The following is a 13,312-nucleotide window of genomic DNA, read 5'->3' on the forward strand; positions in this document are numbered from 1 at the left end:
CCGCTGGATTGCGCTTATTTCAGTAACAGGTTGGCGAGGGTCCGCACTCCAAGACCGGTTGCACCGGCAGCCCACTGATCCACCGCGCTTTTGCGGTAGGTGGCTGAGCAGTCAATGTGTAACCAGCCCTGCTGATAGTTGCTGACGAAGTACGACAGGAACGCGGCAGCGCTGCTGGCACCCGCCGAGTGCGCCGGGCTGGCGATGTTATTCAGATCGGCAAAGTTCGACGGCAGATGGTTGCGATGGAATTCTGCCAGCGGCAGACGCCAGAAAGGTTCGTTTTCGCTGACTGCGCTGCCCATCACCGACTGCGCCAGATTATCGTCAAAGGTAAAGAGTGCGTGATAATCGTTACCCACCGCCGTTTTCGCTGCACCGGTCAGGGTTGCCGCATCGATCAGAAGCGTCGGGTTCTGCTCACTGGCATCAATCAGGCCATCAGCCAGCACCAGGCGGCCTTCAGCGTCGGTGTTCATCACTTCCACTGACTTGCCGTTGCGGTAACGAATAATGTCGCCCAGCTTAAAGGCGTTGCTGCTGACCATGTTATCCGCGCAGCAGAGGTAGAGCTTAACGCGCTTATTCAGGCCGCGAGAGATTGCCATAGCCAGTGCACCGGTCACGGTGGCTGCGCCGCCCATGTCTGACTTCATCGAGTCCATGCCAGCGCTCGGTTTCAGGCTGTAGCCGCCGGTATCAAAGGTAATGCCTTTGCCCACCAGACACGCGTAAACGGGAGCTTCGCTGTCGCCGGTTGGGTTGAAATCCAGCGCTAAAAAGACCGGCGGACGGTTGGAGCCGCGACCGACGGTGTGCAGGCCCATATAGCCTTGTTCACGTAAATCGTCGCCTTTGGTGATGCGATAGCTGACGGCTTCACCACCCAGTTCACTGAGTAAGTCGATAGCGCTGTGCGCCAGTGTTTCCGGGCCCAGATCGTCTGCAGGTAAATTGATGGTATCGCGCACCCAGCCCACGATCTTACGGCGGCGATCAAACTCCGCCTGCTCGTGTTCACCCAGTTGCGGCCAGTCCACCTGGTTTTTACCTTTTGGACCGCGATAGCCCTGCCAGAACGCCCAGCACTGCTCCAGGTGCCAGCCTTCACCCACCAGCGCCACATGACGAATGCCCTGTCCATCCAGTTTACGGGCGGCCCGCTGGATGGTCATCAATGCATCCGCATCACGCAGGTGCAGCGTCATGCCGTTTTCGTTGCTGCTTAACAGCGCTTTTTCGCCCCAGCGCGCATCGGCGGGCTGGCTGCTGAGAGTAATCTTCATCGGTTGTGTATTCATTGTAGGGCTCCGTATTCGTTATTCGTTTCATCCAGCCTGTTTTTGCGACGGCTTTTAATTCAGATGTTACGCTGCACGCCGCAGACGTTGTCGGCGCACAGTTTGTCAGCCTCGGCTGGCAAATGCATTATGACTTCATGAGTTCGCGCAGCCGGGTAACAGACTTCTGCACCAGCGCGATGGCATAGTCGATCTCTTCTTCAGTGGTAAAGCGTCCCAACGAGAAGCGAAGCGAACTGTGTGCCAGCTCTTCGTTCAGGCCAAGCGCGCGCAGGACATAGGAAGGTTCCAGACTGGCAGAGGTACAGGCCGATCCAGACGACAGCGCGAGATCTTTCAACGCCATGATCAACGACTCACCTTCAACGTCAGCAAAACTCACGTTAAGAATGTTGGCGCAACTGTGCTGCAAATCGCCGTTGACACTCACGCCACCTGTCTGACGAAGTCCCTGCCAGAGCCGGTCACGCAGTGCAGCCAGGCGCGCCATCTCGTCTTCGCGGACTTCACGGGCAATGCGATAGGCTTCACCCATACCGACAATCTGGTGCACAGGCAAGGTGCCCGAACGCATATTACGCTCATGACCGCCGCCGTGGATTTGTGCATCGATTTGGATACGCGGTTTACGGCGCACATACAGCGCGCCGATGCCCTTGGGACCATAAACTTTATGGGCGGAAAAAGACATCAGATCGACAGGGAGTTCGCTGAGATCAATCGGGAGTTTACCCACGCTCTGGGTCGCATCAACATGAAACAGGATGCCCTGTTCGCGACAAAGCGCGCCCAGCGCGGCAATATCCTGAATCACGCCGATTTCATTGTTCACGTGCATGATCGACACCAGAACCGTGTCGTCACGCAGCGCCGCGCGCAGATCCTCAACAGCGATCAGGCCGTTCGCGGCGGGCGTCAACCAGGTGATGTCAAACCCTTCTCGTTCGAGTTGCAGGCAAGTATCAATCACCGCTTTATGTTCGGTTATGCTGGTGACAATGTGCTTGCCACGCGCCTGATTGAAATGGGCGGCACCTTTAATCGCAAGATTATCGGATTCGGTCGCACCGGAGGTAAACACAATTTCACGCGGGTCAGCATTGACCAGCTCTGCAACCTGATTACGCGCAACGTCCACCGCTTCTTCTGCTTGCCAGCCGAAACGGTGTGAACGGGAGGCCGGGTTACCAAACGTGCCATCCAGCGTCAGGAATTGCATCATTTTGCTGGCCACACGCGGATCGGCCGGCGTGGTGGCGGCATAATCCAGGTAAATCGGTAATTTCATTGCGCTACAGCTCCGTATAGAAAATCATACGTATTTATAGCAGATTCAGCCCCTACCGCGTTAGCAGTAAGGGCCGGAGAAGCGGAGGATTACGAGGCGCGAAGGTTAACGTTGATTTCCTGAGCACGGGAGTTCTGGAAACGGCGGTTGTCGTTGGCATTTTGGCGATCGGCCACATCCAGGATTTCCTGATTATTCACCAGCTCGGCCAGCGTAATGTTGTTCAGGAACTCACTGATGCGCACGCTCAGATCGCGCCATAAGACGTGAGTCAGGCAGCGTTCGCCGCCCTGGCAGCCTTCTTTACCCTGGCACTTGGTCGCGTCCACGGACTCATCCACGGCAGTGATCACTTCACCTACCGCAATCGCATTGGCTTCTTTACCTAACAGATAGCCGCCACCCGGGCCACGAACGCTTGCGACCAGGCCATGCTTGCGTAAACGCGAGAATAACTGCTCCAGATAGGAGAGCGAAATGCCCTGGCGTTCAGAGATATCAGCCAGTGGAACCGGGCCCTGGTGAGAATGCAGGGCAACGTCCAGCATAGCGGTAACAGCATAACGTCCTTTGGATGTCAGTCTCATAGCATACAACCTCAATAGCGTCCGGTTATCGGAGGATTAGCGAAGATGACAGCAAGTCTGACATTCCCGAGTAATTTGGTCAACTATTTAACCAAGTAAATTACTCAAGTATTTAACCTGGTAATTTACTCAACTATTATTCGCTGTCCGGCTTCGTCTTTTTGCGCTTCTCAAAAGATGAGAGCATACCGCGCAAAATATTCAGCTCATCGCGTTCAGGACGGGCGCGCGTATACAGACGACGCAGTTTGCTCATCACCTGACCGGGGTTGGCTTCGCGGATAAACCCGCTTTCCAGCATCATGTTTTCCATATGCTGATAGAAGCGCTCCAGATCGTCCACCAGCGGATAAGGTGAAGCGTCGTACTGCGGTTTTGGACTCTGCTTCTCTTGCGCCTGCAGCCAGGCCATGCGCACTTCATAAGCAATAATCTGCACGGCCATCGCCAGGTTGAGCGAGCTGTATTCTGGATTGGCCTGGATCGCCACGTGATAGTGGCACTTTTGCAGTTCCTCGTTGGTCAAGCCAACACGTTCACGGCCAAACACCAGCGCGACGGGTGCCTGCTGCCCTTCTTCAATGCTTTTAACACCGCATTCGCGGGCGTCCAGCATCGGCCAGGGCAAAGAGCGGGAACGTGCGCTGGTGCCCACCACCAGGCTGCACCCGGCAATGGCCTCATCCAGCGAGTCAACAATCTTCGCCTCGCCAATCACGTCACTGGCACCCGCAGCCAGAGAGATAGCCTGAGAATCAGGCTTCACCAGCGGGTTGACCAAATAGAGGTTAGTTAACCCCATGGTTTTCATGGCGCGCGCTACGGAGCCCATGTTGCCGGTATGAGAAGTTTCCACCAGCACGATACGAATATTTTGCAGCATAGTTGGGATCGGTCAGAAAATGATGGGGCGTACTCTAACATAAAGCAGGACATTTACCGAACACCCTGCTATACTCCGCGCCGTTTTCCCCGTTCTTTAACATCCAGCGAGAGATACCGATGCATCCAATGCTCAACATTGCCGTGCGCGCAGCGCGCAAGGCCGGAAATTTAATTGCCAAGAATTATGAAACCCCGGACGCCGTCGAGGCCAGCCAGAAAGGCAGCAACGACTTCGTAACTAATGTTGACCGCGACGCAGAACGCCTGATTATCGAAGTCATTCGTAAATCTTACCCAAAACATACCATCATCACTGAAGAAAGCGGTGAGCTGGAGGGGGAAGATCAGGACATTCAATGGGTAATCGATCCGCTGGATGGCACCACCAACTTTATCAAACGTCTGCCCCACTTCGCCGTTTCTATTGCCGTCCGTATTAAAGGCCGTACAGAAGTGGCTGTCGTATACGATCCAATGCGTAATGAACTGTTCAGCGCCGTGCGTGGACAAGGTACGCAACTTAATGGATACCGCCTGCGTGGCAGCATCGCTCGCGATCTGGACGGCACGATTCTTGCCACCGGTTTCCCTTTTAAGCTCAAGCAGCACGCGCCAGCCTACATGAACATCCTGACGAAACTGTTTACCCAGTGTGCCGATTTCCGTCGCACGGGTTCGGCTGCGCTGGATCTGGCCTATGTTGCGGCAGGTCGGGTTGACGGTTATTTTGAAATTGGTCTGAAACCCTGGGATTTCGCCGCAGGTGAACTGCTGGTGCGTGAAGCTGGCGGGCTGATTACTGACTTCACAGGCAACCACGGCTACCTGCAATCAGGCAACATCGTTGCCGGTAATCCTCGCGTGGTGAAATCGCTGTTATCCGCGATGCGTGATGAGCTAAGCGAAGCGCTGAAGCGCTAAAAGAAAAGGCGGCACGTTAACGTGCCGCCTTTTTTATTGCCTGTCGGTTAGTGACGTTCGTGTGTGAGTACCTGAGCTGGCTGAGTACGACGACCCACCATTCCCATCACACCTGCCAGTACGGCTTCAATAATCAGGATAAAGAAGGCATACCAGCTGGCTTTGGCCGTTGCCTTGGCAGCCTGTTCACCCGCTTCGCGCGCTTTCTGCTCTGCCTGTTTTTTCAGTTCCTGATATTTCTGCATGGCCTGCTGATAGCTTTGTTCAGCCTGATTAACGATCTGTTCTGCTTCCTGATCGCTTTTTCCGGTCCGCGCTTTAATAATATTTTTTAACGCATCACGGTCGGCTGCCTGTAACGTATCCGAATGACGTTCAATGACGCCTTTAAACCAGTTGGTTAAATCTGTGTCGGCGGTTTGAGGATGGTTAGCGGTATTATTCGCCTGGTTCTCTGCATTCTGCGCTTCATTATTCGCATCCTGCTTCAGTTTTTCCGGTTGTAATTCAGGCTTACCCGTTTGACGCAACGTAGTTTCCAGTTCTTTCTGCATATCGTTTAAATTAATATTGTTTTGCTGCAGTTTGTCTTTTGCCATTTGCGTAACAGATGGCGCAGCTGCTGAAATACCACTGCCTACCGCCTGAAAACCCGTGCCAAGAATATTCATGGCACCGCCTAATACGCTACTGGCAAGGCTGACCGCCAGGTAAATAGTTAAAACGGTGCTAATACCAAACATCAGCAGTCCGTGCAGCGCACCTTCACGCTGGGCCAGGCGTCCGGCGACGTAACCACCGGCAGCAATGGCGAGGAGCATTTCAATTGCCGTCCAGACTAACGCACCGGTTCCCAAATGTTTAAATGGATTATCTTCCTGCAAAGGATCAATGGTGGTAGCACCAATTGCCGTACCCAGCAAGGTTAATAATATGTGAATAATCAAAGCACAAATTACACCGGCAAAAATGGCACTCCATGAAATGCGTTTAAGGGGTAAACCTGCCGTTCCAGTTACCAGCGGATCGTGGTAACCATTATTAATACGGGTATCAGCCATGAGATATTTTCCTCGCAACACAGAAAAGCCGTGCCATGTTTATTTATTCCCAGGATGGGAAGTGGATTAGCTGTTAATAGCGTAGTCAGTGAAAACAACTTTCACCACTAAACCGTCAACAGAAAAATGAAAATAGCAGAGGAAAAGAAAAAGCGGAGAATTCACAGCGGAAATTGACTTCCGCTGCTAAGGAAATTAAAACGGCCGGATTCCACCCGCCAGCCCGGGTTGGGCTGATTGCCAAAGTGCACAGCCCACAACAATTAATGTCAGACTTCCCAGTAATGCCAGTACAGGCAGCAGGCTGCGCGCACCTTTACCCGCCTGGCTGTCAGCGCCAAGACGTTGCGCCAGAGCACGGGAACGCTGAACCAGTAAACCAATGGCAGAAATGGTCAGGGCGGTGCCCAGGGCCATGACGGCTGCAGAGAGCACGCCCCACAGATAAACGCCAATCACCTTAGAGAACAGCAGCATCATAACCGCGCCAGAGCAGGGCCGCAGTCCCATCGACACCACCACCAGCAGTTGGGTTTTGCCGTTAACTGCGCCGGCCACCTGCTGCGCACTCGGCAGATGCGCATGCCCGCAACCACAATGCTCATCATGTTGATGGTGAGGATGGATCGCATGAATTTTCATTGCCGACGGTGGACGCAGCAGCAACCAAAGCGTCTTGATTGCCCGGTAGCCAACCCAGATGCCTAAGGCAATAACCAGCAGGTAGCTCCCCTTCTCCAGCCAGAAACTGCTGAGATGCAGCTGGCGCGACGAGGTTTTTAGCACCACGAGCATCAGCGTGACCAGGATAATGGCGACCGAGCCCTGAAGCAGGGAGGCCAGCAACGTCAGCTTCATGCTGGTTTTTAATTTTGCCGGATGGGTTGCCAGGAAGGTAGTAATCACCACTTTACCGTGGCCCGGCCCTAATGCATGGAGCACGCCATAAATCAGGCTAAATGCCAGTAACGACAGTCCGGCATGATGGGGCTGCTCTGCAACCTGCTGCAGGAGCTGGGTCATCTGGCGATGCAACACTTTTTGCCAGAGAACACTTTGCAGGAGTATCTGCGGCCAGTGTAGCCAGATTGCCGCCCCCACCGTACCAAGCGCTGCGGCAAATAGCGCCAGCGGCCACAGCCTTTTTTTGGGCCTCGTCGTAAGCGTTAGTGACATGTCAGGATCACCGTTTGCGCGAACTGCCTGCCTAAATCCATTTCCTCTGGCGGCGCATCCGCCTTGTCAAGCGAGAGGGCATATTGTTTCAATGAATCGTCAGGCTTTGGCGTATGTAACGTAAATGAACAGCGTGACTGTAACGCTGGCGGTACGCTTAGCGCCTCAGGTTTGTCGTAAAACATATCGACGAAGTAGGTGGGATCGAAGGTCAAAATCTCGAAGCGCTCATTGTTGAGTAAAGGCGGCTCGGCCAGCGGCAGGACAAACTCCAGTACCGCCTTGTTGCCGCTGCGTGACAGATTGTACTCTGTTGGTAAATTCAAGAACTTCACCCGCTGCTTGTTGTGCCAGATTTCAGAAAAGTAATGTTGTCCAAGCACGTTTGCCATCACTCCCGCAGCCAGCTTCTTCCATACCACCGTACCCGGTTTGGCATCACTCGCGTCATACAGCAAATCGGCAGACGTAATCTCATCCATGGTCCAGGTCATTTTCAGGCCAGTGAAACGATCGTCCTTCGTGACCAGCTCGGTTTTCATATCGATAAAGCTATGGGGATGTGCCAGGACTGACGAACTTACCAGGCAGAGTAGTACGAAAAACATGCGTTTCATAATGTTATAAAGTAACTTTCCTGATGAAAAGGTTTCATAAGTAACAAAATTTTGTGACCCGCCTTAAACCTCTGAACAAAAAGTCGGGTAAACCGTTCACGGGTCCAGGTGGTTGACTATTCTTAGCTAAAAATAGCCTGCTGGATAATGATTGATGAGTTCTGCTACATCTTCAGCACCACTCTTCACCGGTTTACAGCGTCGCTGCCATCTGTTGTTACTGCTGTTTCTGCCTGCTCAAGCGCTGACGCTTAAAAGATTAAGCCTGCTGAACGGAGTGGATATCGCCACCGCGCGACAAGATATCGCGGAAGTCGGTGATGAGATACAGCGCTATCATCAACTGGAGCTTCACCAGATGGTGGATGGCAGCCTACGCATTCATGGTACAGAGCTGGATCGCCGAATTTGCTTAATACACAATTTGCGACGCAGCCTGCGACTGTCGCAGGCCTTTGTCTGCGAGCATTTTGCTGCCCCCTTACGTCAGCGCCTGAAACAGATGAAAATTGAAAAAGCGCTGTACGATGAAACCAACTTGCAGGCGCTAATTCAGCACTGCAGCCTGTGCCTTAATCGCCCGTTCAGCACTCGCGATCAACTCTTTTTACAAATATTTATGAAATACGGTCTGTGCCAACGCCAGCCTGCCATCTTTACTGCCCAGCAGCAGGCATGGCTGGCAGCAAAGGCAGAACGCCAGGCCGCAACAGATGTCATCCATCACTGGCAAAAACGCTGCCATCTGTCGCCGGACGCCAGCGAGACTGATTTCTGGACGCTGCTCTTTAGCCTGCTCCACTCGCCTGATCCAGACTGCGTCACGCATTCCAGCGAACAGCGTCTGATGCGCGCCACTCAGCGACTGATTGATGACTTTGAGCATTATGCTGGCAACGCTTTTCATGAACGATCTGAACTGCAGCAGCAGTTATATACCCATTTAGCTCAGGCGCTGGATCGCACCTACTTTACTATTGGTATTGATGACAGTGTGGCACAAGACGTAACCAGGCTTTATCCGCGCCTGCTGCGCACGACACAGCAGGCGCTGGCCGCTTTTGAGCAGGAATATGAGATCTGTTTCGAAGCGGAAGAGGTCAGTCTGATCACCGTGATTTTAGGTGCCTGGCTCATGCAAAGTAGTGCGCTACAGGAAAAACAGGTGCTGCTGCTTACCGGTGACGATCCTGAGCTGGAACAGGATGTCGAGCAGCAGATCCGGGAGATCACCTTGCTGCCTGTCAATATTACTTACCAGCGCGTTGAGGATTTTCAGCGCGATGGCGCACCGCGCGAAGTCGATTTAATTATTTCGCCATATGTGACTTCGCTGCCGCTGTTCTCGCCCCCGCTGATTCACGCAGAACTGCCGCTGACAGAATACCATCAGCAACGCATTCGCTATTTGCTTGAATCGTAGCGCGGGCGCAGGAACAGTGCAGGCACGACAACCAGCGCCATGACCCAGAAGAGATGACCCTGCAGATGGGTAAAGAGGACGCCGCAAATCATGGTCATCACCGCAATACCGCCGCCCATCGCCAGCGCCGAATAGAGTGACTGCAAACGAATAACATCCGTTCCCTGACGTGAAGCGATGAAACGCATCGCGGCCAGATGGCAGACCGTAAAGCTGCCGCAGTGCAGAATTTGCGCCACGATCAGCAATGGCAAGGCGGTGCTGGCTCCCAGCAGGCTCCAGCGAATCAGCGCACAGAGGCCCGAGAGCAGCAGCAGATCGCGCGCGCGCCAGCGGGGAAACAGCCGGTGACTCAATGCAAATACCACAATTTCAGCCACCACGCCCAGCGACCATAAATAACCGACCACCGACGCGGAATAGCCGCTCTCCTGCCACCAGATTGCGCTGAAGCTGTAATAGGCGGCATGTGCGCCCTGTAATAACGTGACGCACACCATAAAGCGCCAGACCGCGTTTTCCTTTATCAGGTCACGCCAGGCCTGCCAGCCACCGCTTACCCCGCCCTGCCTTTCGCTGCCCTGAGGATGTGTCTGTGGCGTCAGCAACATGCCCGCCAGCATGCTGACCAGCCCCACTGACAGCAGCATGAGGATCGCCTGTGAAGAGAACGCACTCACCAGCATCCCGGTCAGCGCCGAGCTAATCACAAATGCCAGGGAACCCCACAGGCGCACGGGCCCATAGGCCAGACCAATCTGCTGTGTCCAGGTTGCAGCCAGGGCATCGCTTAACGGCACCAGAGGTGAGAAAAACAGGTTAAAACCGGTCATCACTAACAGCAGCCACATCCACTGTTGCCCGACCCAATAACCGACGGCAATAAAACAGGTCAGCAGCGCCAGCAGCCGTAACGCCGTAATCAGTTGTGCTGGATTTTTAACCTGGGAAGCAATAAACAAACTGCCAACAAAGCGCGCTACCATGCCGCATCCCAGTAACAAGCCAATTTGTTCAGGGTCCAGGCCGACACCTTTAAGCCAGACGCCCCAGAAAGGAAGATAAATACCGTAACAGAAAAAGTAGGTGAAGTAGCTTAATCCAAGCCACCTGGCGGAGCCGATTGCCATGTTCCCTCCAGCAGCGATGCTACCAGGCAATAATGAGTGGTCGTTACTTTGGCAGAGCCGGGTCGTGCAGGCAATAAAAAAGGATGGCCGGGGCCATCCTCTTGTCAGACTGTGTTTTCAACAGAGCCTGTTATGCGTAAACCGGCAGACGCGCACAGATATCCAGCACTTTCTGCTTAGTGCGTTCAATGGTGGCTTCATCATTGACGTTGTCTAGCACATCAGCGATCCAACCGGCCAGTTCACGCACGTCCGCTTCTTTAAAGCCACGGCGCGTGACGGCTGGCGTACCAATACGCACACCTGAGGTGACAAACGGACTTTTCGGATCGTTCGGCACGCTGTTTTTGTTCACGGTGATGTTAGCACGGCCCAGCGCGGCATCCGCTTCTTTACCGGTCATGTTTTTGCTGACCAGGTCGATCAGGAACAGGTGGTTATAGGTGCCACCTGATACGATGTTGTAGCCACGCTCAATCAGCACCTCTACCATTGCTTTGGCGTTTTTTGCCACCTGCTGCTGGTAGACTTTAAACTCAGGCTCCATCGCTTCTTTAAAAGCAACGGCTTTACCTGCGATGACATGCATCAGCGGGCCGCCCTGTCCACCAGGGAATACAGCAGAGTTAAGCTTTTTGTACAGATCTTCGTCGCCACCCTGAGCCAGGATGATGCCACCACGCGGACCCGCCAGGGTTTTGTGCGTTGTGGAGGTCACGATGTGCGCGTGAGGAACCGGGTTAGGGTAAACATCCGCAGCAATCAGACCCGCAACATGCGCCATATCAACAAACAGCCATGCGCCAACGCTGTCAGCGATTTCACGCATTTTAGCCCAGTCGCAAATACCGGAATACGCCGAGAAGCCGCCGATGATCATTTTAGGCTTGTGGGTTTGTGCCAGATCGGCCAGTTCGTTGTAGTCAATTTTACCGGTTTCATCGATACCGTAAGGCACAACATTATACAGTTTGCCTGACAGGTTAACCGGCGAACCGTGCGTCAGGTGACCACCGTGTGCCAGGTTCATACCCAGGATGGTATCGCCGGGCTGCAACAGCGCGGTGAAAACGGCAAAGTTAGCCTGAGAGCCAGAGTGAGGCTGAACGTTGGCATAGTCTGCGCCAAACAGGGCTTTAGCACGATCGATAGCCAGTTGCTCGACAATATCCACGTATTCGCAGCCGCCGTAGTAACGCTTGCCCGGATAGCCTTCGGCATATTTGTTAGTGAGCTGTGAACCTTGCGCCTGCATAACACGCGGGCTGGTGTAGTTTTCAGAAGCAATCAGTTCAATGTGCTCTTCCTGACGCACTTTCTCTTGCTCCATCGCCTGCCACAACTCGGCATCATAATCGGCAATGTTCATTTCACGCTTTAACATCCGCATCTCCTGACTGGCTATCTTTAAATCGGCAATTTACGCCCCCTGAGGGCGAAGGCTGACAGTGTAAACCGTTTTATCTGGGTAAGGTAGGGTGAATTCCCTCTTTTTACGCAAACGTTTGGCTATGGAATAGCAAAGCATTTTCACCGCATTTTTTGCAATGCCTGCCCTTCAACATTATTCCTGACGATGAAACAGATTTCCTTCCATTTTGTAGCGAAAACCTGCCAGTTGCTGCCAACAAAAAGTAAGCGAAGATTTACAGCGTGAAAGAAGTGGATATAAGATGCATTTTAAATGCAACTTTAAAGGAGGTGTTGTCATGCTTGATGCACAGACCATTGCTACCGTGAAATCCACCCTACCCGCCATCGCCGCCTGTGGTCCCGATCTCACGGCACATTTCTATAACCGCATGTTTTCTAAGCATCCGGAACTGAAGCATGTCTTTAACATGAATAACCAACGTAATGGCGGTCAGCGCGAAGCCCTGTTTAATGCGATATGCGCCTATGGGGCAAACCTGGAAAACCTGACGGCGATACTGCCTGCTGTTGAAAAAATTGCTCAGAAGCACACCAGCCTCATTATTCAACCCGAGCAGTATGCAATTGTGGGTGAGCATTTACTCGCAACCATCAAGACACTGCTGAATCCGGGTGATGAGGCGCTGGCCGCCTGGGGACGCGCTTACAACGCACTGGCAGAGGTATTTATTCAGCGTGAAGATGCCATTTATCAGGCGTCAGAACAGCAAAAAGGCGGCTGGCGCGGGAAGCGGGTGTTTCGCATCAGTGCGATGGAACAGCAAAGTGCCGTCATTAAAAGCTTTACCTTTACGCCTGTGGATGGCGGCCCGGTTGCAGCGTTCAAACCCGGACAGTATTTGACGCTTCACTTACAGCCTGCGGGGTTTGAATATCATCAGATTCGTCAGTACTCACTAACCACAGCCAGCAACGAGAAAACCTACCGTATCGCGGTTAAACAAGAAGCGCTGGGGAGTGTATCAGGCTGGCTGCACCGGCATGCCGAAGTGGGTGACGAGGTGCAGCTGGCCGCGCCGCACGGCGATTTTTTCCTGCAGGTGCGCCCGACGACGCCGATCACACTCATTTCTGCTGGCGTGGGACAAACACCGATGCTGGCCATGCTGCACGCGTTAGCTGCACAACGCCATCCGGCGCCCGTCAACTGGCTCCACGCTGCCGAAAACGGTAAACAGCATGCCTTCGCAGAGGAAGTAAACACGACCGGTGCCCAGCTTCCTGATTTTGTACAGCACATCTGGTATCGCGCGCCCGATGAACAAGACGCAGGCCGCTATGATGCGCAAGGTGTTATGGATTTGGCGACAGTGTCAGCGCGGCTGCAGGATGTGAACACCCACTTCTACCTGTGTGGGCCACTGGGCTTTATGTCTTTTATCGTTAAGCAGTTGCATGCGGTGGGCATTGCGGCAGAAAGAATTCACTATGAGGTGTTCGGGCCGCATAAAGAGATGTGATCTCAGGACATAAAAAAGCCCGCAACAGG

The 13,312-nt window shown here is 53.4% G+C and carries 12 protein-coding genes; 3 read left to right on the forward strand and 9 right to left on the reverse strand.

Features of this window, described 5'->3' with window-relative positions; translation table 11 throughout:
* Positions 1-14: 14 nt before the first annotated feature.
* The 4 genes from pepB to trmJ all read right to left on the reverse strand — a co-directional run bounded on the left by pepB (position 15) and on the right by trmJ (position 4,059).
* Positions 15-1,301: an aminopeptidase PepB gene (pepB, locus tag A6A26_RS21150; protein WP_063880572.1), complete on the reverse strand. Its 1,287-nt coding sequence runs from the start codon at positions 1,299-1,301 to the stop codon at positions 15-17.
* A gap of 127 nt (positions 1,302-1,428) precedes the next feature.
* The gene (locus tag A6A26_RS21155; protein ID WP_063880573.1) at positions 1,429-2,589 is read right to left on the reverse strand and encodes an IscS subfamily cysteine desulfurase; all 1,161 of its coding nucleotides are present in this window, start codon (positions 2,587-2,589) and stop codon (positions 1,429-1,431) included.
* Between the two features lie 89 nt (positions 2,590-2,678).
* Positions 2,679-3,176 (reverse strand): Fe-S cluster assembly transcriptional regulator IscR, encoded by a 498-nt coding sequence (iscR, locus tag A6A26_RS21160; RefSeq protein ID WP_063880574.1) that lies wholly within the window; start codon positions 3,174-3,176, stop codon positions 2,679-2,681.
* 136 nt (positions 3,177-3,312) lie between these two features.
* Positions 3,313-4,059 carry a tRNA (cytosine(32)/uridine(32)-2'-O)-methyltransferase TrmJ gene (trmJ, locus tag A6A26_RS21165; RefSeq protein WP_063880575.1) on the reverse strand — a complete coding sequence of 249 codons (747 nt, stop codon included), beginning with the start codon at positions 4,057-4,059 and terminating at the stop codon, positions 3,313-3,315.
* 119 nt (positions 4,060-4,178) lie between these two features.
* Between trmJ and suhB the strand changes: the two genes are divergently transcribed.
* Entirely contained in the window at positions 4,179-4,982 is an 804-nt protein-coding gene (gene suhB, locus A6A26_RS21170; RefSeq protein WP_063880576.1) for an inositol-1-monophosphatase, read from the forward strand.
* 47 nt (positions 4,983-5,029) lie between these two features.
* On the opposite strand, the gene A6A26_RS21175 is transcribed toward suhB, so the two are convergent.
* The 3 genes from A6A26_RS21175 to A6A26_RS21185 all read right to left on the reverse strand — a co-directional run bounded on the left by A6A26_RS21175 (position 5,030) and on the right by A6A26_RS21185 (position 7,836).
* Positions 5,030-6,043, reverse strand: coding sequence for a hypothetical protein (locus A6A26_RS21175; RefSeq protein WP_063880577.1), 1,014 nt, complete (start codon positions 6,041-6,043; stop codon positions 5,030-5,032).
* A gap of 195 nt (positions 6,044-6,238) precedes the next feature.
* Entirely contained in the window at positions 6,239-7,219 is a 981-nt protein-coding gene (locus A6A26_RS21180) for a nickel/cobalt transporter (protein WP_063880578.1), read from the reverse strand.
* The gene (locus A6A26_RS21185; protein WP_063880579.1) at positions 7,210-7,836 is read right to left on the reverse strand and encodes a DUF1007 family protein; all 627 of its coding nucleotides are present in this window, start codon (positions 7,834-7,836) and stop codon (positions 7,210-7,212) included. The genes A6A26_RS21180 and A6A26_RS21185 overlap by 10 nt, the downstream gene beginning before the upstream one ends.
* Positions 7,837-7,990: 154 nt before the next feature.
* Between A6A26_RS21185 and csiE the strand changes: the two genes are divergently transcribed.
* On the forward strand, positions 7,991-9,259 hold the full coding sequence (csiE, locus tag A6A26_RS21190) for a stationary phase inducible protein CsiE (RefSeq protein ID WP_063880580.1): 1,269 nt from the start codon (positions 7,991-7,993) through the stop codon (positions 9,257-9,259).
* On the opposite strand, the gene A6A26_RS21195 is transcribed toward csiE, so the two are convergent.
* Together A6A26_RS21195 and glyA are read right to left on the reverse strand one after the other, a co-directional pair.
* Entirely contained in the window at positions 9,241-10,389 is a 1,149-nt protein-coding gene (locus tag A6A26_RS21195; protein ID WP_063880581.1) for a 3-phenylpropionate MFS transporter, read from the reverse strand. The two genes, csiE and A6A26_RS21195, sit on opposite strands and share 19 nt — an antisense overlap.
* 130 nt (positions 10,390-10,519) lie before the next feature.
* Entirely contained in the window at positions 10,520-11,773 is a 1,254-nt protein-coding gene (glyA, locus tag A6A26_RS21200; RefSeq protein WP_063880582.1) for a serine hydroxymethyltransferase, read from the reverse strand.
* A 325-nt stretch (positions 11,774-12,098) separates the two neighbouring features.
* Here glyA and hmpA point away from each other — a divergent pair, with 325 nt between their 5' ends.
* Positions 12,099-13,283 (forward strand): NO-inducible flavohemoprotein, encoded by a 1,185-nt coding sequence (gene hmpA / locus A6A26_RS21205; RefSeq protein ID WP_063880583.1) that lies wholly within the window; start codon positions 12,099-12,101, stop codon positions 13,281-13,283.
* Positions 13,284-13,312: the final 29 nt, after the last annotated feature.

It is taken from the genome of Pantoea sp. OXWO6B1 (assembly GCF_001641135.1).
Classification (GTDB): domain Bacteria; phylum Pseudomonadota; class Gammaproteobacteria; order Enterobacterales; family Enterobacteriaceae; genus Pantoea; species Pantoea allii.

Excerpts from the sequence above, each read along its gene's own strand:
- pepB (WP_063880572.1), bottom strand. The coding sequence starts at position 1,301 with ATGAATACACAACCGATGAAGATTACTCTCAGCAGCCAGCCCGCCGAT.
- A6A26_RS21155 (WP_063880573.1), bottom strand. The coding sequence starts at position 2,589 with ATGAAATTACCGATTTACCTGGATTATGCCGCCACCACGCCGGCCGAT.
- iscR (WP_063880574.1), bottom strand. The coding sequence starts at position 3,176 with ATGAGACTGACATCCAAAGGACGTTATGCTGTTACCGCTATGCTGGAC.
- trmJ (WP_063880575.1), bottom strand. The coding sequence starts at position 4,059 with ATGCTGCAAAATATTCGTATCGTGCTGGTGGAAACTTCTCATACCGGC.
- suhB (WP_063880576.1), top strand. The coding sequence starts at position 4,179 with ATGCATCCAATGCTCAACATTGCCGTGCGCGCAGCGCGCAAGGCCGGA.
- A6A26_RS21175 (WP_063880577.1), bottom strand. The coding sequence starts at position 6,043 with ATGGCTGATACCCGTATTAATAATGGTTACCACGATCCGCTGGTAACT.
- A6A26_RS21180 (WP_063880578.1), bottom strand. The coding sequence starts at position 7,219 with ATGTCACTAACGCTTACGACGAGGCCCAAAAAAAGGCTGTGGCCGCTG.
- A6A26_RS21185 (WP_063880579.1), bottom strand. The coding sequence starts at position 7,836 with ATGAAACGCATGTTTTTCGTACTACTCTGCCTGGTAAGTTCGTCAGTC.
- csiE (WP_063880580.1), top strand. The coding sequence starts at position 7,991 with ATGAGTTCTGCTACATCTTCAGCACCACTCTTCACCGGTTTACAGCGT.
- A6A26_RS21195 (WP_063880581.1), bottom strand. The coding sequence starts at position 10,389 with ATGGCAATCGGCTCCGCCAGGTGGCTTGGATTAAGCTACTTCACCTAC.
- glyA (WP_063880582.1), bottom strand. The coding sequence starts at position 11,773 with ATGTTAAAGCGTGAAATGAACATTGCCGATTATGATGCCGAGTTGTGG.
- hmpA (WP_063880583.1), top strand. The coding sequence starts at position 12,099 with ATGCTTGATGCACAGACCATTGCTACCGTGAAATCCACCCTACCCGCC.